This window comes from Nocardia sp. NPDC003999 (genome assembly GCF_053604885.1).
Window position 1 is genome coordinate 1 of the sequence record NZ_JBSGIB010000021.1, and the last position, 22,496, is coordinate 22,496.

Here is a 22,496-nt window from a genome sequence, read left to right on the forward strand (position 1 = left end):
CCGGAACTCACCGCGAATCCCGGTGTCACACACCGAAATGCCGTGAGTTCCGGCTGAAAGTCCTTCAGTCAGCGTGAACCCACGGGGGACGTGCCGGTAAGGATCGTGTCACCTGGTACATGAAGCTGTCGTAAAAGCCTCGCCGAGGATCTGCCGGCCGACTTCGAGGAACGCCGCATTTCGCACTACGAGAAGCTGGGCAAAGCCCTGGATCCGACGAAATTCATCAATGACCTGCGCGAGGAGATGCGCGCCGAACTCGACGCCCTGCACACCGCACTGCCGCACTGTCCCTGGTTGGAGATCAAGGAGCGCCGGCAGGGCGCCATCAAGCTGCTAGGGCTACCCAAGGCGCTGGAGCCGCGCTACCGACGAGGACGAGCGCGGCCTGACCCCGCCGTTCTGGTCGCATGTACTGCCGTACGGCGAGGTAGAACTCAACATGACTACCCGCCTTGCTCTCGGCGGATGACTCCGACTCACTCCATCGAGTGTGAGTGGCGCACATCACATCGCATCGTGTCATGTCTCGGTGATCCGCGGTGTCTTGAGGGCATGACCGAACACAACACACACCACAAGGTCGTCGTTATCGGCGGCGGTTATGCCGGCACAGTCGCGGCCAATCATCTGCGGCTGCGCACCGACGTCGATATCGCGCTTGTGAATCCCCGCCCGAGGTTTGTCGATCGAGTCCGGCTGCACCAGTTGGTTGCCGGTACCGGCGATGCGACGGTCGATTACGGCACGCTGCTCGGTGAAGGCATCGAGCTGGTAATCGACAGCGCCACGCGCATCGACACCGCCGCCCGCACGGTGCGACTGGCGTCGGGGGGCGCGCTGGACTACGACCATGTCATCTACGCGGTCGGCAGCACGGCGGCCATACCGTCGGTGCCTGGTGCGGCCGAGTTCGCTTTCCCCATCGCTGAATTCGAGGCTGCGCAGCGGCTGCGCGCCAGGCTGGACGAGTTGCCCCTCGATGCTCCGGTCACCGTGGTCGGCGGCGGGGCAACGGGTATCGAAACGGCCGCTGAACTCGCCGAACAAGGACGCATGGTCACTCTGGTGTGTGGTGGATGCCTGATGCCGTCACTGAGTGCGCCGGGTCGCCGTTACGTCGCCAAGTGGATGTCGCGACACAATGTCGTCGTGCTCGAGGCCAGCAAGGTGACCGAAGTCCGGCCAGATGCGGTCGTTTTCGCCGACGGGGGGATGCGTCCGAGCACGCTCACCATCTGGACGACCGGATTCGGCGTGCCGAAGCTGGCGGCAGACAGCGGGCTTCGCACCGATGCCCTCGGCCGGTTGCTCACCGACGAGACACTGACGAGCATCGACGACGAGCGCATCGTGGCGACCGGCGACGCCGCCGCACCTTCAGGGCAGCCGCTGCGGATGAGTGGCCAGGGCGCGGGCCCGCTCGGGGCGCAGGCCGCCGATACCGTGCTGAGCCACGTCGCGGGCACCGAACCCGCGGCGATCGACCTGGCCCTGTTGGGAACCTGCGTCAGCCTCGGCCGCCATGTCGGTATCCGGCAGCTCGCGCGCAAAGACGACATCGCGATCAACCTCTACATCGGCGGTCGTGCGGGCGCGAGAATCAAGGAGATGACCTGCAAGATCGGGGTAAGCAAAATCCGCCGGGAGGCCCGCAAGCCGGGTTCGCTGGCCTGGCTCAAGGGCGGCCCGCGTCCTGAACAGTCGTTCTCCACCGGACAGGTGGTCGGGTCCGCATGACGACCGACGAGCACACCGAGCGTTTCACCTTGCTGCGGCCGTTGCTGTTCACGATCGTCTACGAAATCCTGGGCTCGGCGACCGAATCCGACGACGTGCTGCAGGACAGCTATCTGCGATGGGCCGAGGTGGACCTTGCGACGGTGCGCGACACCAAGTCGTATCTGGCCCGGCTGGTGACCCGTCAAGCGCTCAACTCTGTGCGCGCCGGCACGCGCCGTCGTGAGGACTACATCGGCCCGTGGCTGCCTGAACCACTGCTGGTCGACGAGCACGACGCATCGGCGGATATGGTGCTCGCCGAGTCGGTATCGATGGCGATGCTCGTTTTGCTGGAAACACTCACTCCACACGAACGTGCGGTATTCGTGCTGCGCGAGGTGTTCGGCTTCGACTATGACGAGATCGCCGCAGCGGTGGGCAAATCCGTGATGACGGTGCGCCAGGTGGCCCACCGTGCGCGCTCCCACGTACACGCGCGGCGTAAACGCTTCGAGCCCGTCGACGCAGCCGAGATCGCGCACATCACCGAACAGTTCATGACAGCGGCGACCACTGGTGACACGGCCGGGCTGCTCTCGCTCCTCGCTCCCGAGGTCACCTGGACCGCCGACAGCGGCGGCAAGGCCACCGCGGCGCGACGACCGGTGGTGGGCGCGGAGAAGGTGGCCGCAGTCCTCATCAAACTGTTCCACGCCAGGCAGCCGACGTCGGACATGCGGATAGAGATGGTCACCTGCAACAACACGCCCGCGATGGTCGCCTACCGCGGCGAGCTGCTCGAAGGTGTCTTCCTGATCGAGATCTCCGACGGGCAGATCACCAACCTCTACGCCATCCGCAACCCGGACAAACTCGCCACGGTGACGGTCCCGCGCAGGATCAGCCGGTAAGGCCGGACGATGTCGTGGTGTTCCGTATGCCGATCCGCCACCGGAACACCGGGCTCGGCAGCCAGGTCTACGACTGGGCCGACCCGTTCGGCAAGCTGTTCCTGCAAACCCTTACCATGGTTGCCGAATTCGAGGCTAACCCGATCACCTGCGGACCCGCGAGGGCATGGCCAAGGCCCGCGCGAAAGGCCGCCTCGAGGGCAAGCAGCCGAAACCATCTCACTGCCGACTCCCTGACCTGGGATATGACAGAACGAGTGCGTCAATTTGAACCGAAGGCCACCTGTTCGACTTTCTCGTTTGCGCGAAGCGGCATTTTATGTCCGCCGCGACAGGCCGATACCGTCGAATTCACGGAGTGGAATTTTCGGTCGGCCGAAGAGTGCGCGGCCGCATTGCGTGCCGGTGACGTAACCTCGGCGGAACTGACCGACGAAGCGATCGCTCATATCGAGCGGGACGGCAAGGTGGCGGCCGGCGCTCTTTCGTAGCGGCCGGCGACGGTGCGGGGTTGTTCGAGCCGGTTGATACCGCGGCGAGCATGTTGCGTGCCGGTAGATAGCGGGTCGAACGCCGGTGGCCGGCCTGGCAAGCGGTGGCGGCCGGCCCTTGTGAGGTGAATGGCGTTCACCTATGGTGGTGAACGCCATTCACCTCCGAGAGGGTTTCGCTGTGCCCATTGATTCGCATCCGTCGACGTCTCCGACTGCCGACCGTGGCGTCATGGCCGTTCTGGCGGCTGGTGGCATCGTCACCACGCTGGTGCAGACCGCAGTCGTGCCGCTGCTGCCGCAACTGCCCCGGCTGACCGGCGCGGCACCGGTCGATGTCGGGTGGGTGGTCACACTTACGCTGCTGACCGGCGCGGTCGCCACCCCGCTGCTTGGGCGTGCCGGGGACATGTACGGCAAGCGGCCGATGCTTCTGCTCGCGCTCGGGGCACTCGCCGTCGGGTCGCTGGTGTGCGCATTCGCCTCCACCCTCCCGTGGCTGTTGGTAGGGCGGGCGCTGCAGGGTGTGGGCGCGGCGGTGGTGCCGCTGTCGATCAGTTTCCTGCGGGGTGTGCTGCCGCCGCAGCGGACGGGTTCCTCGGTGGCGCTGATGAGTTCGACGGTGGGCATCGGCGCGGCTCTTGGTCTGCCGCTGGCCGCGCTGTTGGTGCAGTACGCGGACTGGCACGCGATGTTTTGGGCCATGACCATGCTCTCGACGGGTGTGCTCGCCCTGGCGTGGCGGCTGCTGCGGAAAGAGCTGGTCCGGTCGCCGGGGCGTTTCGACCTACTCGGGGCGTGCGGGCTGAGTGCGGGGCTAGTGTTCTTGCTGCTGGCTTTGTCGAAGGCAGGTGAGTGGGGCTGGGGCAGTTGGCGGGTTCTGGGCCTGTCGGGGGCGGCGCTGCTGATCCTGACGGGCTGGACTGTCCACCAGCGCCGCGTGTCGCGGCCACTGGTGGACGTGCGCCTCGCGATGCGTCCGGCGGTTCTGCTGCCCCACCTGGCCGCGTCGCTGGCCGGGTTCGCCTTCTACGCCAACTCCCTCGTCACCGCGCAACTGGTCCAGGCGCCCCGGGTCACCGGGTACGGTCTAGGGCTCTCGGTGGTGGCGGCGGGTGTATGCCTACTGCCCAGCGGTGTGATCATGGTGTTGTGTGCTTCCTTGTCCGCCCGCCTGTCCGTCGCCCGCGGGGCCAAGGCCACCCTCACCCTGGGCACGATGATCATCGCGGGCGGCTATGGCCTACGCATCGCCGACAGTCGGCAATTGTGGGCGGTCATCGTGGGCGCGGCCGTGGTCTCGGTCGGCACGGCACTCGCCTACTCCGCCCTGCCCCTGCTGATCATGCGGGCGGTGCCGCTGGAGCAGACCGCCGCAGCGAACGGCCTCAATGTTCTCATGCGCACCATCGGGCAAGCCTTGTGCAGCGCGGTGGTCGCCACCGTGCTGGCCCAGCACACCCGCCCGTTCGCCGACACGGCGGGCGTGGCCGTGGCGGCGCCGACCCTGAACGGGTACCGGATGGCCTTCGCCGTCGCAGGCGCGGTCGCTCTGCTGGCCTGCGCGGCCGCCTGTCTCGTCCCGCGCCAGCCGCGATCCGCGCCGTCCCTCCTCCAGGAGCCTGAACAAGATGTCCGACCCGAACTCCCCCTCTCCGCGCAGTGCCCGCCTGCGATCGAGGTCCATAGATCCGCCGAAGCCCGACCCGGCCCAGGACCGGTCGGCACGACCGCGTGATGCCGACGCCCGCCGTGCGGACATCCTCGCCGCAGCCCGGCGCGCCTTCGCACGCCACGCCTACGCCGACACCACCATCGCCGCCATCGCCGACGACGCAGGCGTGAGCCCGGCGCTCGTGATGAAGTACTACGGCACCAAGGAACACCTGTTCACCCAGGTCTTCACCTTCGACGCCGACGCCACCGCCCTCTTCGACGCCCCCTTGGACCGCCTCGCCCGGCACATGGTCTTGCATCTGATCGCCACCCAACGCGGAAAGACCCGCGACCCGATCCTGCGCATCGCCTTCTCCCGCCACCACTTGGAACTCGGCGGGCAGGCACGAGCCAACTTCCGCACGCAGGTCATCGACGCCCTCGCCGCCCGCCTCCCTGGCCCGGGCGCCCCGCTGCGAGCGGAGATGGCCATCGGTGTGCTGCTCGGCCTCGGCGCCCTCTACGCGACCGTCCAAGCCGACCAGCTCACCCAACTGGACCCCGACGAAGTCGCCGACCTGTACGTCCCACTCCTGCAACCCCTGCTCTGCGGCGAGGCCCCGACGGGCAGCTGACCAGCGCGGGATTGGCCGAACCCCACTGGGTGGGGTGCCAGTGGCCTTGTGTGAGTGCCGTGGAGAGAAGCCCGTACCTGATATTTGCTGGCGATATGCTGACTGAGTGCTGTCAGTCCAGGCGCCGATGCTGGCCGTCTCCGGACGGCCACCGCGGGAGCACGGCCGGTGGGCGCTGGAGATGAAATGGGACGGCATTCGCGCCCTCGCGCGGTGCCGGGCGGGGGAATGCCGGTTCTACAGTCGCAACAATCGGGATCTCAGTGGGTCATTTCCTGAGCTCACGGCGGTTCTCGCCGAACTGGGCGAGGGAGGTGAGCTGATCCTCGACGGGGAGATCGTGGCGCCGGATCCGAAGACGGGGGCGCCGTCGTTCGCTCGCCTGCAACGGCGGATGCATGTCGTCTCCCCCAGCCCGGAATTGCTGCGAGGATTCCCGGCGCAGTATCTGGCGTTCGATCTCCTGGCTGTCGAGGGTGCGTCCATCATGAACCTGCCCTACACCGAGCGTCGCGAGCGTTTGGCGGAACTGGCGCTGGACCGGCCTCTGGTCCGGACCCCGCCGTACTACCGCGATATCGACGCCGACACGCTGCTCGACGTCGCTCGCGAACACGGCTTGGAGGGAATAGTCGCCAAGCGTCTCGATTCCGCCTACTACCCCGGGCGGCGGTCTCCGTTGTGGATCAAGACGCCGCTGCGCAAGACGACCGAGGTCGTCGTAGCGGGCTGGCTGCCCGGTACGGGCCGTTTCTCCGCGACGTTCGGCTCATTGGCGCTGGGTGCCTACGACGACAACGATCAGCTGGTGCACATCGGCAATGTCGGCACCGGCTGGACCATGCGCGACCGCCGCTCGCTGCAAGTTCGCCTGAACGAGCTGTCCCGCTCCGACACGCCCTTCGACGTCCCTCCGCCGCGCGCGGTGGCGGCATCCGCCCACTGGGTCGAGCCGGTCCTCGTCGGCGACATCGAATATCGCGAAGCCACCCCCGAGGGCCTGCGCCACCCCAGCTGGCGCGGGCTGCGCCCCGACAAGTCTCCGCGTGAGGCGAAAATGCCTTTATAGAACCAAATGCACCGCTGTATTGCTGATTGCTCGCACCGTTTTGCTCGTAGATCGCTCGTCAGCGTAGGCGTACATCACCGCTGACTGGAACTGCGCTCCTGCCGATCCGCGTTCGGGTGGCGAATCGCTACCACGCGAAGTTCTGCGAGCGGGATTGACCGGGTCGTGCGGATCAGTACTCCCAGGGGTCGAGCCCCGCCTCGTATGCGGCTGCCTCGTCCTTGTCGTGCAGGAAACGCGGGTCCACCACGCCCTCGAGTGAAGTGTCGCTGATCGGTCCTGGATGCCACTCATTGCGCACGAGTTTCAGCAGGAACTCGGCCATTCCGCACGGATACACCGACCACTCGTGGTTCATGCGGGAGTACACCGCGACTGGCCATCGATCCGGGTCCTGGTCCGTCGTGATCCAGCACAGAGTGTCGGCCGCAGCTGTTCCGCCCCAGATGAGCAGGTCCTCCAGCCGATACCGGCCCCTGTCGGCGGGAGCCCACTCGTTGACCCCCTTGTCCGCGAGCGCTGCCTGCGAGAGCCTCGATACCTTCACCATCCGCGCCTCCTCCGAGGAGACGACAGGGGTGAACACGACGACCATCTCCTCGATCGTGCCGCTGCCGAAGGCTGCAACGAAGGACCGATAGTCGGCCGGAAAAGCAGTTTCGTAGATCTTCTCCGCCGCACTCCAGTTGACGGTGTCCCCGCAGGTCGGCCCGATGCACGACAGCACTTCTCCGAGGCCCGCCATGGCGGGCTGATCCTCACTCACGCTCCAGTTCCCATCGAGTCGGTGCCCACCATGTTGTGGCATTGTTTGTCCTTCAGGCTGTGCATCTCTCGTCGGGGCGCGCCATATCCGCCCGGTTTCGGCGAATGCTACTGCACCCCTATGACCTATCCGTCGACGCGAATGGAACGGAAGCCTGGAGCCAGGCGATCTCCCGCAAATGTCAGCGCCGGTCGCCTCGCTGCTCACTGGGCCCGGCGCTGACCGATTCAGTGTGCCTAGCGGCTCGGGGAACCAACCTCTTCAGAGGAAAACGCGAGCGATCTCCAGCCACCGCCGTGCGTCCGCGCCCACCGCGGTGAGGTCGGTTTCGGCCAGGGACCTGCGCTGGGTGAATGTAGCCGCCGACCGTGCCACGCAGCCGACGCATCCGGAAATCCCGCGGAACCGGGTGGTCCGCCCCAGCCTGTCCTGCCGGGGCGGACCTGCACCGGTTCCGCGCCCGCGCGCTCAGACGGTCGCGACCGGAGCCCCTGCGCCGGTCGCGACGACCCGGCGACGCCGCCTCGGCGCCAGTAGGGTCGGGTGCTTCACGGACCAGGCCGCGAGCGAGCAGATCAACTCCTTCACGCGGGCGGCCTTGCGGCCCACGTCGACCTTGGAGGTCGGCTGATCCTCCTTGGTCACCTTCTGCACGATGGCATCGCGGCGGCCGAGGCTGATGCACTGGCTGTTGTAGCCGATGGGGGCATCGGGAATCTCACGTCCGGTCAGCCGAGCGGCAATGGCATCGGCGCCCAGCCAGGCCATCGGGGAGGCGGTGGCGCAGCCCATGCGCAACGTCCTGCCACCCACTCCCGCGGCGTGCGCGGCATCGCCGACGGCGTATACATCCGGGTGCGAGACCGAGCGCTGGGTAGCGTCGACGACGATCCGCCCGGTCTCGGAGACGGTCAGAGTGCTGGCGGCCGCGATCGGGTGCACGGCGAATCCCGCTGTCCAGACGGTCATTTGCGAAGGGATCTGCGCTCCCGATCGGGTGACCACGCCATCTTCGGTGACCCTTATGACGTCGGCGTGCTCGTGAACGGTGATACCGAAGCGTTCGAACGCGCCGCGCAGGTGGCTCTGCGCCTTCTCGTCGAGCCAGTCGCCGACGCCGCCGCGCGCGGCCATCGCGACCTTCAGATCCGGGCGCGCCTCGGCGATCTCGGTGGCGACCTCGATACTGGTCAGGCCACCACCTACGATCAGCACGGTCTCGCCCGCCCGCAGCCGGCTCAGACGTTCCCGCAGCCGCAGCGCCGCCTGCTTGCTCGCCACCTGGTGGGCGTGTTCGACAACGCCGGGCACGCCGAAATCGGCGACGGTGCTGCCAAGGGCGTAGACGAGTGTGTCGTAGGCGAGGGTCTCGGCCCCCTGATCGCCGATCAGTTCGACGGTCTTGCGGTCGGCGTCGACCGAATCGACCCATGCGATGCGCACCTGGACGCCGGTGCCCGCGAACATCTTCCGCAGTGGACGAACCGGCAGGTCCTGCCCGGCGGCGAGCTGGTGCAGGCGCACCCGTTCGACGAAGTCGGGATCGGCGTTGACCAGGGTGATCTCGACGTCGTCGCGGTGCAGTCGCTTGGCCAGGCGGCCGGCTGCGGTGGCTCCGGCGTACCCGGCTCCGAGGACGACGATGCGGTGCTTCATGGTGTTGCTCCTGTCTCGGTGGGTTCGGAGCTTGAACCGGACAGCCGCACGAATGCTGACAGGAGCAGGGTGTGATGTGGGTCACCATAAATCGGGCAGGGGTTCTCCCGGCGCGTAGGTGGCCCACTGGCGATTGGCGAATGCCAGCTTGTCGGGGTTGACGTGGGCGTGCATGGCGGCGATGCCGTCGGCGGTCACCTCCAGCACCACGACGCCGACGATGCGATCCTCGGCCACCAGGATCAGCGCGGGCCTGCCATTGACGATCGCGGCGAAGGGTGTGGGCTTGCCGCCGAGCTTGTCCCACTTGGCACCCGTAGGTTTGATGGCCAGCCGCACGAACATCGCGATGCGCTCGGCGCCGACGAGCGGCCTGTTCAAGGTGGCGAAGAAGGCGCCGCCGTCACCGATGATGGCGGCGTCATCGGTGAGTAACCGCACCAGCTCGTCGGTTCGTCCGCTGACCGCCGCGGCCAGGAATTCCTCCACGATCCGGCGCGCGGCGGTCTCGTCCACCTCGATACGCGCCCGTTCCACGGCCAAGTGCTGTTTGGCGCGGCGATAGACCTGCTGGCAATTCGATTCTGTGATGTCGAGCAGGTCGGCGATCTCGTGGTGCGAGTAGCCGAACGCCTCGCGCAGTACATACACCACGCGTTCCTTGGCGGTGAGCCGTTCCATGAGCGTGAGCATGGCGATCGACACCGATTCGCGTTGTTCGACGGTGTCGGCCGGGCCCAGCATCGGGGCGCCGGCCAGCACCGGCTCCGGAAGCCATTGCCCCACATAGGTTTCCCGGCGCGCACGGGCGGAGGTGAGCTGGTTGAGGCAGAGATTGGTGAGCACCTTGGTCAGCCACGCCTCGGGCGTCTCCACGTATTCGCGGTCGGCGGCCTGCCAGCGCAGATACGTCTCCTGCACCGCGTCCTCGGCGTCGCCGGCCGAGCCCAGCAAGCGGTAGGCGATCGCTTCCAGGCGACCCCTGGAGCGTTCGAACAGATCGGCCTCGCGCGTGAGCAACATGTCGGTCATGGTCGGCCATGCGCACCGGTCGTGTCCAGCGGTAGCGGTCCCCAACCAGCTTGCTCGGAGGCGTCGCGCACGTGCCGGCCGCGACCGGGAACTCGCACTCGCCGACAAGCAGCTCATGCTTCAGCACAACGCTCGGGGGCGTATCCGGCTTCGACATGCACACTGCCGCCGGCACAATATTGTTCGGTCGAGTCACGGTCGCAGGCCAGGACCGGTGGACTGAACGCGTTCGTCCTCGAAGTCCAGCCGGTAGACCGCGGGCATCGGCATGGCGCGGCTGAATGCCCAGTCGACCTCGCCGCGACCGAACGCGATCAGCGCCCGGGAGATGAACGTCCCGTGGCTGCCCACGACGACGGTCCGGCCGCGGTGCCGGTGCGCCAGCGTCGTCAGGATCGCCGCGGCCCGGTCGGACAACTGTCGCAGGCTCTCGCCCCCGGGCCTGGCGAGCGACGGCTCGGCCCAGCTTTCACAGTAGTAGCGCGCATAGTCGGGTGTCGGGCCGATCCCGGACTCCCACTCGCGCAGATCGTGGTCGGTTTCGATGGGCAAGCCGGTGCGACGTGCGAGCGGTTGGATGGTTCGGACTGCGCGGAGGTAGGGGCTGGAGAAGATCACGGTGGGCGACAGGGCTGCCAGGTCGGTGACCAGCAGCTCGGCTTGTTGTTCGCCTGCCCCGGTCAGTGACCGCTCGTAGTCGCCCGGCCCTCCCGCGCGAGGGGTGAACGGCTCAGCGTGACGGACCAGGACGAGAGTGGAGCGGGCAGTGTGCCGGGTAGCGATTCGTCGCACCACATCGGGAAGCAACGTGTGTTCGGCGTGCAGCACCCGCGCGCCGAGTGTCTCGACGGTGTCACCCGGCTGGACCGGTACCTCTACCTGGGCGATGATCTGTCCGGTGTCGTATTCGTCCGAGACGAGGTGGACGGATACGCCGCTGACGGGATCTCCGGCGTCGAGGACGGCTTGATGCACGTGCCCGCCGTACATACCGGGGCCGCCGTGTCGGGGCAGCAGTGCGGGGTGGACGTTGATGATCCGTCCGGAGAACTCCGCTCTGGTGCGCGGCCCGATCTTCTTCAGGTATCCGGCGGTGACCACCCAGTCGGCCGAGTGCTCGACGAGCGCGGCGCGGATGGCTTCGTCGGGGTCGTCGTGGGTGCGTCCGGACAGGTGGCGGGCGGGAATCGCGTTGTCGCGGGCGTAGCGCAGCGCACCGGAGTCGCTGTTGTTGCTGATGACGAGCACGATCCGGAACCGTGCGTCCGCCACAAGGGAAGCTCGGTGCAGCGCACGCAGATTGGATCCGTTGTGGGAGGCGATCACCGCGACGCGAAGTTCCGGCACGGCTTCGTAGTCTGGCACAGCGAACTCGCCATGGTCGGTGTGATCGACGCTGGGCGTCGCGGAGGGCGCAGCGGCCGGGTTCGCTTCTCTGCTGCGGGTTGCGAACTCGAACGGCCGGGCCACAGGCAGGTCAGCGAAGGTCTTGCGGCCGGTGGGCGTGATCTTCGACGGATGCGGGCCACTGATCGATCCGAGCCTGCGGGGTGCGGCGGCGGGATCGCAGGAGGTCGCGGAAGCCGCGATCGGCGCGCAGTTGCGAATGTGCGCGTGCCGCATAGTGTTCGACGTGGCGGGCGGTGGGATGCCTGCGCCGGGCTTCGGCGAGCCATCCGGTGGCTTGGCGGAGGGCTTCGGTGCGGGTAAGGGGTGGGTCGGTGGGGAGCAACAGGGTGGCGTGGTCGGGGTCGACGACGATCGCGGAGCCGAGGTGTTGCAGGCAGCGGCCGATGCCGAGGTCGTCGTCGAGGGCGCGGTAGGCGGTCAGGGCGAGCTGCCAGCAGCGCAGGGCTCGGCGGGGTTCGCCGCGGGCCCACCACATCGTGCCCATGGTCTCGTGGGTCTGCGCGCGTCCGTCGGGATCGAGGCCGGCGCGGGTGAGGGACTCGGCGAGTTCGAGACGATCCTGCGCGGCGTCGAGGCGTCCTTGCCGGATGTGCACGACGGCGAGATTGATCAGGGCGCACACCTCACCGGCGACGTCGTCACGCGGCAGCAGCCACCACGCGGTCTCCAGCTGCTCGGCCACCTTGTCCAGCACCGGTGAGCCGGCGTCCAGCTCCCGCAGCGCCGCCTGATGCTCCCAGCGGGCGGCCAAGCTCGTCGACAATCGCCGCGGCCGGTAGCCGCGCGGCCGCTCGGTGAGCCGTCCCGCCCGCAACAACAGCAGATCGCGGTTCAGCTCGTCGGTTTCGGGAAGCGAGCACAGATCGTCGGCCACTCCGCGCCCGTTCTCCCCCAGTCCGATACGCGCGTACCACACGTCCAACGCGTTGCCGATGTCGACCAGGTGCGCGACGGCCGCCGGAGGATAATCCACGCCTCGAGCCGGTGGATCCGGTGGATTCACTCGAGCCGCGCACGCGTCCACCAGGGCGCGCAGGTACGGTTCCTCGGTTTCGAACCAGCGGCGAGCGCCCACCGCGAAGCGCCGTGACTCCAGCGCGATGGCCCAGCGCCCCGCGCGGTCGGCGTAGTGGTGCAGCAGCGCGGTGAGCGCCGCGGCCCACTGCGGTCCGGCGGTGACCGTCGCTCGATCCGGCAGCCTGGGCACTTGTCGCACGCACCACCGCTGGGCACCGTGCCCGGCGAGAATTCCGCGGCGGTGCAGACCGTCCAGCAGTCTCGCCGCGGTGCGGGCCGAGGGTTCCCGTGCCAGCGGCAACCGTCCCGGCGTGTCCCGAATGGCGTTGAGCACCGCCAGCAGCGCGACGGTTTCATAGTCGTGCACCGGCAGGTCCCGCAGGACCGCGGCGATGAGATGCCCGTCGAGCGCCGCGACCGTCCGTCGCGGCGGCGCGGCTTCCCGCGGCCTCCGGTCCGCGAGCGCGGGGCCCGGCTCGATGAGACCGGCGATGAGGTCCATGTCGCGGGCGGTGCGCATCTTGGTGCGATACCCGCGTGCGAACCGGTACAGCGCGTAGGTCGCCGCCGCGGCGATGAACAGCACCGACAACCAGCGCAGCGGCCCGTTGAAGAACTGCACGACGGCGTTCTCGCCGAACGAATTCACCACCAGGGTGCGCACCAGTTCGAACAACACCGTGTAGGCGACCAGCGACGCGGTGCCGAGGAACCCGATCCAGATCGAGGATCTGGGTGTGGCGGTCTGCCCGACCGGTTCGGTGTGCTCGGTCGAGGTGCTCACCCGATTCCTCCCTCGCCGCCGGCGGCTCGCGTCATCGCAGCACTCCACCGGTCAGGCCCGGCACCACCCAGCGCCGCCAGGTCACCAGCAGCAGCGCCACCGGCAGCACGGCCGACGCCAGCGATCCCGCGGCCAGTTGCGCGCTGTTCTCGCCGAATTGCCGTGCTTCGCCCCACAGCAGCAGCGACCACGGGCTCGCGCCCGCTCCGCTGACCACGAGGCCGATGAAGAAGTCGTTCCACACCTGCACGAACTCCAGTACCGCCACCGCTCCCAGCGCGGGTCCGGAGGAGGCCAGCACGCGCTGGGCGATGGTCCCCGGACTGGCCAGACCGTGCAGTGCGTCCGCGGCGGTGCTGCCCGGCGGGGACAGCATCGCGCCGCGCAGCACGAGGATGGCGATCGGCAGTCCGGCGGCGGCGTGCACGAGGATCAGCGGGATGCGGGTTCCGGACAGTTCGTACGTGTCGACGAGACCGTCGATCGGCCCGAGGTAGGTCTGCGCGGGCGTCACCGCCAGCACCACCAGCGCTACGACGGCCAGTCGTGCGGCGGTGCCGTTGGGTCGCAGCGCGGCCAGCCGGTAGGCCACCGGCGCGGCGGCGGTGACCACGACCACCGTGACGATCCCCGCGACCCAGGCGGTGGTCTGCAGCGAACGCCACAGTCCGTCGTCACCCGACACCAGAGCTATGGCCGAGAAGCCGAAGCCGTCGTGCGTACGCAACCCGGTATAGGCGAGCACGCCGATCGGGTACAGCACCAGCACCGACACCAGCACGATGCCCGCCGCCCGCACCGGACCGATGCGCCGCCGTCCCGCCACCGAGATCGCGCGCACCGCCGACCAACTCGCGCGGTGATGGCGTACGTCCACTTGCAGCAGCCAGGCGACCGCGCCCACGAGTACAGCCAGCGGCAGCGCGTAGGCCGCCGCCACGCCGGGTTCGGCGTCGGCGGCCAGCCGCCACCAGTGCACGGTCGCGCTGTCGACCTGGTATTCGAGCGCCCCCGGCACCCCGATCAGCACCACGTCGAACACCCGCGCGGCCGCGACGCCGACGGCCAGTCCGGCGATCAGCAGCACCGGCCGCAGCAACTCGTACAGCCGGACCGCCAGCGGTCTGCCGTCGTCGCGGTAGAGGTACCCGGCGCGCGCCGGATCGGCTTCGATCGCATGGATTCCCGCGCGGAACAGCGCGGTGAGGAAACCCAGCCAGGTCCACAGGAACGCCGACCCGAGCATCGCCGCCAGCCACCACCGGTAGAGCCCGACGTCCTCGATGTCCAGCCACCGCGCGCCGTTGCCGAAGATCACCCGGAACGCCACCCCGGACACGAACGCCGACACCCCGAACGGCACGATCAGCGGCAGCCACAACCAGCGCGCCGCCCGGCCCCACCAGGCGATCGCCAGCGCCACGAGCAGCAGCCCGATCCCGAACGCCACCCACAACAGTGTGCGCAGGTACGCGCCGCGACCGTCGGCGTTCATCGTGCCGCCCAGCAGCCACAGTCCGGCGATCGTGGCACCGATCGACGACGGCCACAGCAGAATTCGGATCCACGGCACACCCCGCCGCCTGCGCAGCGCGGCGGGCAGCAGCGCACCGGTCGCCGCGACCGCGCACGCGAGCACCGACAACGGGCTGGCCCGGGCGGCGATCAGCACGGTCCATCCCGCCGGTAGCACCAGCAGCGCCACCGTCAGCAGCGTCGCTGGCAGCCCGGCCACCCAGCCCAGCCAGCGCCGTGGCCTGCCGCCCGCGACCAGCGGCCCGCGCATGCGGCGGGTGGCCAGCTCGATGCGCAGACCGTTGACGTCGAAATCCGGAGGCATCGTCATCGGCCCCGCCGATCGACGTCGTCCAGCGCGGCGATGGCACGGTCGGTGGCCTCGGTCGTTCGTGCCTGCCCGCCATCGCCGATCGCGATGAGGAACTCCGTCAGCACCCGCCACAATCCTTCCCGTCCGCCCACCGGCCCGATCCGGTCGGACAGATCGAAGGTGCTGCGCGCGGCGAGCTCACCTGCCGAGGGCGCCAGCAGCGGCGAGTAGTCCGCCTCGGTGCGCAGGTTCGGGGCGAGAAAGCCGCCGTAGCGCTCGATCCACGGCAGGGGGGCGCGAGCGGCGGCCAGTTTCTCGACCAGTTCGTCCGCGCGCGGGGTCGCCTGCCGCGTCACCACGATCACGTCACCGCCGACGATCTTCGGCCGCCCCGGCGCGGTGTCCACCGGCGGGAAGGCCACCACCCCGACGGCGTCGTCGATCTCGCGCCCGGACGCGCGGACCGCGCTGCGCACGATCGGTTCGGCGAAGTCCGGCGCCACGACCGCCGCGGCCCGGCGATGCTGGAACACCTCTCGGATGGCGTCGGAGAACTGCCTGGTCAGCGCGACGCCGACGCCACCAGGGAACGCGTGCCGCTGTCCCCACAGAATCCCCAGATGACCGAAGGCGGCCCGCACCGCCGGGTTGTCCCATTCCCGTTCCCGGTGGTTCTTGGAGGCCAATTCGTCGTAGATGCGGGGTGATTCGGCGAGCAGGACGTTCTCGAAGAAATCGGTGAGCACCCAGCCGTCGGCGGCGGCCAGCGCCAGCAGGCGGGTCGGCGTCTGCGCGAGCACCTCCATCCGGTCGACCCAGCCGTCGAGCGTCCATGCCGCCGGCTCACCCAAGCCGTGGGTGTCGAACTGTTGGCGGTCGAACCACACCAGCGATTTGTCCGCGGCTTTGAACGGCACACCGTAGAGCCGACTCTGGTAGCGCAGCAACAGTTGCCAGGGTTGGGCGTAGCGGGTGCCGAGTTCATCGGCCCACACCGTCTCGGCGAGGGGCCGCAGTTTGCCCGCGTCGGCGAGTTCGCGCACCCGCCCGGCTTGCGGAAGCAGCACCACGTCCGGCGCGGAGCGGCCGCCTGCGGTGAACGCGGTGTCGGTGTTGTCGCCGAGGGGGATGACCTCGACCTCGAAGCCGAGGTCCAGCTCGTCCAGGACGGCGTGGAAGGCGGCGAGTTCCTGGCCGCTCCAGGACACGCCGACGCGCACCGCGTCCGAGCCGCCCAGCAGCACCTCCGGCGCGCACGCGGCAGCCAGCGGGAGGACCATTCCCGCTTGCAGCACCGCTCTGCGCGTCCCCATCGACCCCCGATGTCATTGCGTGCCAGTCGAACTCGATTATGCGTCAGAGCCGTCGCGCCGGTGGCCGCTTTGAAAACTCTCGTGCGCGGGCGCGGACGCCTCTGCTAGCGTCACCGGCATGGAGCGCGCAGCTGTGACGACGACGCCGGAATTCGTCCCGGCGCGCTGATCCACGTTCATTCCAGCTCCGGGGCGAGTGCCCCGGGGTTTCGTCTCGTGGTCACTCGCCCTGTGTCGACGAGGAGACCATCATGCCCGACCACCGCGGCCTCGGCCGTGCGCTGCATCTATTCGATACCGACCCGCTCATCGGCGCGGGACTGCCGTTCTGGCTGCCGGACGGCGCGGCCGTACGCCACGCTCTCGAGGATTACATCCGCGCCGCCGAACGCCGCGCGGGCTACCACCACGTGTATTCGCCGGTGCTCGGCAAACGTGAACTCTACGAATTGTCCGGACACTGGGAGCATTACCGCGACGAGATGTTCCCGCCGATGGATCTCGGCGGTGAGCAGGTGGTGCTGCGCCCGAGCCTGTGTCCCCATCACGCGCTGCTGTTCCGCTCCCGTGCGCACAGCTATCGCGAATTACCCCTGCGCATAGCGGAATTGGGTGGCATGTATCGCTCCGAGCTCTCTGGCGTGCTGGGCGGATTGACCCGGGTGCGCGGGATCCAGCTCAACGACGCGCATATCTTCTGCACCCTCGATCAAGCCGCCGACGAGGTCGCCGCAGCGCTGGCGATGATCGCCGACGCCTATGCCGCACTGGATATCCGCGCCGCCCGCTACCGGTTGTCGCTGCCCGGTCGCGGCGGGAAATACGTTGCCGCTCCGGGTTTGTGGGAGCGGTCGACCGCCGTGCTCACCGCCGCCTTGGACGAGCGCGGCCTGCGTTACGACGCGGTGGACGGCGAAGCCGCGTTCTACGGCCCGAAGATCGACGTGCAGGTGCGCGACAGCGCGGGACGGGAGGCCACTCTGTCCACCGTGCAGGTCGATTTCCATCAACCGGAGCGGTTCGATCTGCGCTACACCGGCGCCGACGGCGTCGCGCACCGTCCGGTCATGGTGCACCGCAGCATCATCGGCAGCATCGAACGGGCCGTGGCCCATCTGATCGAATGCCACGGCGGCCGGTTCCCGGCCTGGCTGGCGCCGACCCAGGTGGTCGTGCTGCCGGTGACCGAGGCCCAGCACTGCGCGGCCGCCCGATTCGAACGCCGTTGCCGCGAGAGCGGGCTGCGGGCGGCGGTCGCGCCGCCGGATCGCGGCAGCCTCGCCGCTCGCATCCGCGAGCACCGGCTCGCGCCGTATCAGGCGATCATCGGCGCGGCGGAACTCACCGCCGACCGTGTGGCGTTGCGGCTGCGTGACGGCCGCCGCCTCGACCCGTTGCCCGCCGCCGAAGCGCTCGACCGCATCGCCGCTCTGCTCGCCGCCCACAGCGCGGCATTGTGGGACGACTGCTGACGGGATCGCGGCGGCGGTCCGGGTCGGCATGATGTGAGCCTTGCCACAACGTGGTACGTGCGCGTACCGTACGGGTGGTACATCGAAGTACCACACGAGGAGGTGGGCGTATGCCCGCTGTGCGACTTCCCGACGGGCCATCCACCCCGCCGATCGTGCAGAACCTGCAGATCCTGACGGGGCGCACCCGGACCTGGCGGCGCATGCACGACCGTTACGGATCGGCCTTCACCATCCAGATGCCCCGATTCGGGCGGTCCGTCGTACTCGCCGACCCCGCCGAGATCAAAGCCCTGTTCACCGCGAGCGCCGACCTCGTCGACAACATCGACATCAACCTCGGTCAATTCCTCGGTCCCGGTTCGCTGTTCGCGCTCAGCGGGAACGAACACCGCAAGCAGCGCAAACTGCTCACCCCACCCTTCCACGGCCGCAGGCTGACAGTGTACGAATCGCTCATCGAAGAGGAAGCCGTCCACGAGATGGCGTCCTGGCCCTCGGGCCGCGAGTTCGCGACGATGGACTCGATGATGCGGATCACGCTGAACGTGATCCTGCGCGCGGTCTTCGGCGCCGAAGGCGCGGATTTCGAAGAACTGCGCCGACTGCTGCCCAGACTCGTCCTGATCGGCTCCGGTCTCGCCGCGATCCCGGTTCCCCAGCGGGCGCTGGGCCGGTTCGGCCCCTGGGCCCGCTTCGCGGCCTACCGCCGCCGCTACGACGAGATCGTCGGACAACTCATCGACCGCGCCGCGAGCGACCGGATCGAGGAGCGCGACGACGTGCTCGCGATGATGCTGCAAGCACGCTACGACGACGGCTCGGCCATGTCACACAGTGAGATCGCCGACGAATTGCTGACCCTGCTCACCGCCGGACACGAGACGACAGCGACGACGCTGTCGTGGACGATCGAGCGGCTGCGCAGGCACCCGGATATCCTGCGCCGCTTGGTCGCCGAAGCCGATGCAGGCGGATCACAACTGCGCGAGGCGACGCTGCTGGAGGTGCAGCGCGTGCGGCCGGTCATCGACGCGACGTTCCGGCAGGTCCGGGCCGAAACCCTGCAGCTGGGCCGGTGGACCCTGCCCAAGGGCCAGAAGGTCGTGGCCAACATCCGGTTGATGCACGACAACGAGGAACTCTTCCCGAACGCCCGCGCCTTCGACCCCGACCGGTTCGTCGGCGTCCGTCCTGGCACATTCAGCTGGATCCCGTTCGGCGGCGGCAGCCGCCGCTGCATCGGCGCCGCGTTCGCCACCATGGAGATGAACGTCGTGCTGCGCACGCTGCTGCGCGATTTCACGCTCGAACCCACCGATGCCCGCGACGAGCGCACGCACTTCCGCGGCGTCGCGCTCGTCCCGGCCGAGAAGGGCCGCGCCGTGGTGCGCCGTCGCACACCGCCGTCCAGTGGGCGAGCGCTCGACCGCGCCGCCGAGGCGGCGGTATGAGCGAGCAGTTCGCCGAAGTCGGCGGCGGCGTCACCCTCGCCTACCAGCAGCACGGCTCCGGCGGTGTCCCACTGCTGTTGATCGCCGGATTGGGTCAACAGTTACACGAGTGGCCCGACGGGTTGTGCGAGCTCTTGGTCGCGCGCGGCTGCCAGGTCGTCCGTTTCGACAACCGGGACGTCGGCCGCTCGACGCACGCGAATTTCCCGCCACCGGCGCCGGTGCAGATGCTGCGGCGGCGCTGGCATCGCGAGCAGTACACGCTGGCCGATCTGGCCGCCGACACCGTCGGATTGCTCGACGCGCTCGAGCTGCCCTCGGCGCATCTGGTCGGCATGTCGATGGGCGGAATGATCGCCCAGACCGTCGCCGCCCACCATCCCGCCCGGGTCGCATCCCTGACCTCGATCATGTCCACCACCGGCGCCGCGCGGGTCGGCCGCCCGGCCTGGTCGACCTGGCGGTTGATGTTCGCCCGACCGGCACGCACCCGCGACGAGCACATCGATCGCACCGTGCGCATGTACCGGCACATTCGCTCGGCCGGATACCCCTTCGACGAGTCCGCCGTGCGCGCGCGAGCCGCCCGTACCTGGGATCGCGACCCCGGGCCCGCAGCGGGCGTCGGCCGGCAATTGGCGGGCATCGTGAAATCCGGTGACCGGACCCACGAACTGCGCGCGGTCACCGCCCCGACCTTGGTGCTGCACGGCGACCGTGACCGGATGGTCGCCCCGACCGGCGCCGGCGCCACCGCTCGCGCGATCGCGCACGCGCGCCTGCACACCCTCGCGGGTATGGGCCACGACCTGCCCGCCGCGGTGTGGCCGACACTCGCCGACCTCATCCACGAACACATCCGCACGTCCGAAAGCAGGAGCATCGATGCCCCGCATCCGTAGGCCGTTATCCGGCCGCCCGGTCATGATCACCGGTGCGGCCTCCGGGATCGGGCGCAGCCTCGCCCAGTTGCTTTCCCGCACCGGCTCTCCCGTCGCGATCGCCGATATCGACCAGGCCGGGCTGAAGGAGACGGCGGCGTCGCTGACCGGGCCGGTGCTGACCCGCGTCCTGGACGTGCGCGACGCGGCCGATCAGCTCGCCTTCGCCGACGAAGTCCGCGACTGGCTGTCCGCGCCGCTGGCCGCGGTGTTCAACAACGCCGGTGTCGCGGTCTCCTCCTCGGTGCTCGACGCCGTCGCCGAAGACGACGAATGGCTGCGGCGCATCAACTTCGACGGAGTCGTCAACGGCACCCGCGCCTTCCTGCCCATTCTCGCCGAGCAGGACCACGGCGTGATCGTCAACACCTCCAGCGTGTTCGGGCTGCTGGGCATGCCCAACCAAAGCGCCTACTGCGCGGCCAAATTCGCCGTCCGCGGATTCACCGACGCCCTGCGCCAGGAACTGCGCGGCACGGGTGTATCCGCGGTGAACGTCCACCCTGGCGGCATCAGCACCAACATCGCCCGCAACGCCCGCGTCCGCAAGGACCCCGAGGGCCGGGGCCGGACGCACGAGCAGATGGCGGCGGAATTCGAGACCATAGCACTGACCACGCCGCAGAAGGCGGCCGAAATCATCCGCCGCGGAGTGGAACACGGCAAGTCCCGCATCCTCGTCGGCCCCGACGCCTACCTGTTCGACGCCCTGGCACGGGTGACACCCACCCACTACTACGGAGTGGTCGCGCTGCTGGAGCGCAGCCTGCGCACCCGGGAACCGAAAGGAGCACGGGCATGAGCGAACACCTCGACGTCCTCATCATCGGAGCGGGCCTGTCCGGCATCGGCGCGGCCCACCACCTGCAGGCCGCCTTCCCGCACCGCACCTACGCGATCCTCGAAGCACGCGACACTCTCGGCGGTACCTGGGACCTGTTCCGCTACCCCGGAGTGCGTTCGGACTCCGACATGCACACCCTCGGATATCGATTCCGCCCGTGGACGCAAGCCGAAGCCATCGCCGACGGTCCCGCGATCCTGCGCTACATCCGCGAAACGGCCGCCGACGCCGGCATCGACCGGTTCATCCGGTACGGGCACCGGGTGACCGACGCATCCTGGTCCAGCGCCGAGTCACGCTGGAAGGTGTCGGCCGAACACGACGGCGGCACCCGCGAATTCACCTGCGACTTCCTGCTCGTGTGCAGCGGTTACTACCACTACGACGAGGGCTACACCCCGCAGTTCGCCGGCATCGGCGACTTCCGCGGACAGCTGGTGCATCCGCAGCACTGGCCCACCGACCTCGATCACGCGGGCAAGCGGGTGGTCGTCATCGGCAGCGGCGCCACCGCGGTCACCCTGGTACCCGCGCTGACCGACACCGCCGCGCACGTGACGATGCTGCAACGCTCCCCGACCTACATCCTGCCCGTGCCCGCCCGCGACGCCCTGGCCAACCGGCTGCGCGCGCTCCTGGGACCGAAACGGGCCTACACCGTGGTCAGATGGAAGAACGTGCTGGTCAGCACACTGATCTACCAGCTGAGCCGACGGCGGCCCCGGCAGATGCGCAGATTCATCCGCAACCTGACCGTCAAGCAACTGCCCGCAGGCTACGACGTCGACACCCATTTCAAACCCGTCTACCAGCCGTGGGATCAGCGGCTGTGCCTTGTGCCGGACGGCGACCTGTTCCGCGCCATCCGCGACGGCCGCGCCACGGTGGTCACCGATCGCATCGACCGGTTCACCGCGACCGGGCTGCGCCTGGCATCGGGCCGCGAGCTCGACGCCGATGTGGTGGTGACCGCGACCGGGCTGCGACTGCTCGCGCTCGGCGGCCTGCGCCTGACGGTGGACGGACACGAGGTCGCACTGCAGCACACCATGGCCTACAAGGGCATGATGCTCAGCGGAGTGCCGAATTTCGCGTTCACCATCGGCTACACCAACGCGTCCTGGACGCTGAAAGCCGATCTGGTCAGCGAATTCGTCTGCCGACTGCTGCGGCACATGGACGCAGGCGGCTACCGGCAGACCACCCCGTGGCCCGACCCCGCCGTGACACCCACACCGCTGCTGGACTTCCAGGCCGGTTACGTATTGCGCGACATCGACCGATTCCCCAAAGCGGGTTCGCGGGCTCCGTGGCGGCTGGGCATGAGCTACGCCCACGACGTGCTCACCCTCCGCTACGGCCGCATCGATGACGGCACCATCCGCTTCACCCGCGGCGGCTCACCCTCCGACGACGACCAGGCGATGGCATCGGCACACGATTCCGGGCAATCCACGGCCTGACATCCGGCCGCGGACTCGGGCCGGACGCGACG

At 68.8% G+C, this 22,496-nt stretch carries 18 protein-coding genes and 1 pseudogene; 12 read left to right on the forward strand and 7 right to left on the reverse strand.

Annotated elements, in window-relative coordinates; genetic code table 11:
• Positions 1 to 555 precede the first annotated feature (555 nt).
• The 7 genes and pseudogenes from ACWESM_RS29675 (at position 556) to ligD (ending at position 6,484) form a co-directional block, all read left to right on the forward strand.
• Entirely contained in the window at positions 556 to 1,740 is a 1,185-nt protein-coding gene (locus ACWESM_RS29675) for an NAD(P)/FAD-dependent oxidoreductase (RefSeq protein ID WP_452494662.1), read from the forward strand.
• On the forward strand, positions 1,737 to 2,633 hold the full coding sequence (gene sigJ, locus ACWESM_RS29680; protein ID WP_412805499.1) for an RNA polymerase sigma factor SigJ: 897 nt from the start codon (positions 1,737 to 1,739) through the stop codon (positions 2,631 to 2,633). The genes ACWESM_RS29675 and sigJ (ACWESM_RS29680) overlap by 4 nt, the downstream gene beginning before the upstream one ends.
• A 50-nt stretch (positions 2,634 to 2,683) precedes the next feature.
• Positions 2,684 to 2,847, forward strand: a pseudogene (locus tag ACWESM_RS29685) (recombinase family protein); the annotation flags it as partial.
• A gap of 43 nt (positions 2,848 to 2,890) precedes the next feature.
• Positions 2,891 to 3,124 (forward strand): hypothetical protein, encoded by a 234-nt coding sequence (locus ACWESM_RS29690; protein WP_452494562.1) that lies wholly within the window; start codon positions 2,891 to 2,893, stop codon positions 3,122 to 3,124.
• 232 nt (positions 3,125 to 3,356) lie between these two features.
• Positions 3,357 to 4,862, forward strand: a complete 1,506-nt coding sequence (locus ACWESM_RS29695; protein WP_452494564.1) for an MFS transporter — start codon at positions 3,357 to 3,359, stop codon at positions 4,860 to 4,862.
• Positions 4,756 to 5,415 carry a TetR/AcrR family transcriptional regulator gene (locus tag ACWESM_RS29700; RefSeq protein WP_355074052.1) on the forward strand — a complete coding sequence of 220 codons (660 nt, stop codon included), beginning with the start codon at positions 4,756 to 4,758 and terminating at the stop codon, positions 5,413 to 5,415. The genes ACWESM_RS29695 and ACWESM_RS29700 overlap by 107 nt, the downstream gene beginning before the upstream one ends.
• A gap of 127 nt (positions 5,416 to 5,542) precedes the next feature.
• Complete coding sequence (gene ligD, locus ACWESM_RS29705; RefSeq protein WP_452494664.1) at positions 5,543 to 6,484, forward strand: non-homologous end-joining DNA ligase; 942 nt, start codon at positions 5,543 to 5,545, stop codon at positions 6,482 to 6,484.
• 172 nt (positions 6,485 to 6,656) lie between these two features.
• On the opposite strand, the gene ACWESM_RS29710 is transcribed toward ligD, so the two are convergent.
• The 7 genes from ACWESM_RS29710 to ACWESM_RS29740 form a co-directional block, all read right to left on the reverse strand.
• The gene (locus tag ACWESM_RS29710; RefSeq protein ID WP_355074053.1) at positions 6,657 to 7,250 is read right to left on the reverse strand and encodes a hypothetical protein; all 594 of its coding nucleotides are present in this window, start codon (positions 7,248 to 7,250) and stop codon (positions 6,657 to 6,659) included.
• Between the two features lie 468 nt (positions 7,251 to 7,718).
• Positions 7,719 to 8,906, reverse strand: coding sequence for an NAD(P)/FAD-dependent oxidoreductase (locus tag ACWESM_RS29715; protein ID WP_412805496.1), 1,188 nt, complete (start codon positions 8,904 to 8,906; stop codon positions 7,719 to 7,721).
• A gap of 81 nt (positions 8,907 to 8,987) precedes the next feature.
• Positions 8,988 to 9,929 (reverse strand): RNA polymerase sigma factor SigJ, encoded by a 942-nt coding sequence (gene sigJ, locus ACWESM_RS29720; protein WP_364426505.1) that lies wholly within the window; start codon positions 9,927 to 9,929, stop codon positions 8,988 to 8,990.
• Positions 9,930 to 10,130: 201 nt separating this feature from the next.
• On the reverse strand, positions 10,131 to 11,285 hold the full coding sequence (locus ACWESM_RS29725; RefSeq protein ID WP_452494566.1) for a formyltransferase family protein: 1,155 nt from the start codon (positions 11,283 to 11,285) through the stop codon (positions 10,131 to 10,133).
• Positions 11,286 to 11,415: 130 nt separating this feature from the next.
• Positions 11,416 to 13,149 (reverse strand): tetratricopeptide repeat protein, encoded by a 1,734-nt coding sequence (locus ACWESM_RS29730; protein WP_452494568.1) that lies wholly within the window; start codon positions 13,147 to 13,149, stop codon positions 11,416 to 11,418.
• A gap of 31 nt (positions 13,150 to 13,180) precedes the next feature.
• Positions 13,181 to 14,995, reverse strand: a complete 1,815-nt coding sequence (locus ACWESM_RS29735; RefSeq protein ID WP_452494569.1) for a hypothetical protein — start codon at positions 14,993 to 14,995, stop codon at positions 13,181 to 13,183.
• Positions 14,992 to 16,290 (reverse strand): ABC transporter substrate-binding protein, encoded by a 1,299-nt coding sequence (locus ACWESM_RS29740; RefSeq protein WP_397277955.1) that lies wholly within the window; start codon positions 16,288 to 16,290, stop codon positions 14,992 to 14,994. The genes ACWESM_RS29735 and ACWESM_RS29740 overlap by 4 nt, the downstream gene beginning before the upstream one ends.
• Before the next feature lie 251 nt (positions 16,291 to 16,541).
• Between ACWESM_RS29740 and thrS the strand changes: the two genes are divergently transcribed.
• From thrS to ACWESM_RS29765, 5 genes are all read left to right on the forward strand, one after another.
• Complete coding sequence (thrS, locus tag ACWESM_RS29745; RefSeq protein ID WP_452494572.1) at positions 16,542 to 17,762, forward strand: threonine--tRNA ligase; 1,221 nt, start codon at positions 16,542 to 16,544, stop codon at positions 17,760 to 17,762.
• Positions 17,763 to 17,872: 110 nt separating this feature from the next.
• On the forward strand, positions 17,873 to 19,216 hold the full coding sequence (locus tag ACWESM_RS29750; RefSeq protein ID WP_364426521.1) for a cytochrome P450: 1,344 nt from the start codon (positions 17,873 to 17,875) through the stop codon (positions 19,214 to 19,216).
• Complete coding sequence (locus ACWESM_RS29755) at positions 19,213 to 20,118, forward strand: alpha/beta fold hydrolase (RefSeq protein ID WP_397277961.1); 906 nt, start codon at positions 19,213 to 19,215, stop codon at positions 20,116 to 20,118. Before ACWESM_RS29750 ends, ACWESM_RS29755 begins: the two co-directional genes overlap by 4 nt.
• Positions 20,102 to 20,959 (forward strand): SDR family NAD(P)-dependent oxidoreductase, encoded by an 858-nt coding sequence (locus ACWESM_RS29760; protein WP_452494574.1) that lies wholly within the window; start codon positions 20,102 to 20,104, stop codon positions 20,957 to 20,959. The genes ACWESM_RS29755 and ACWESM_RS29760 overlap by 17 nt, the downstream gene beginning before the upstream one ends.
• A complete protein-coding gene (locus ACWESM_RS29765) occupies positions 20,956 to 22,464 on the forward strand; it encodes a flavin-containing monooxygenase (protein ID WP_364426530.1) in 1,509 nt (502 codons plus the stop codon). The genes ACWESM_RS29760 and ACWESM_RS29765 overlap by 4 nt, the downstream gene beginning before the upstream one ends.
• Positions 22,465 to 22,496: the final 32 nt, after the last annotated feature.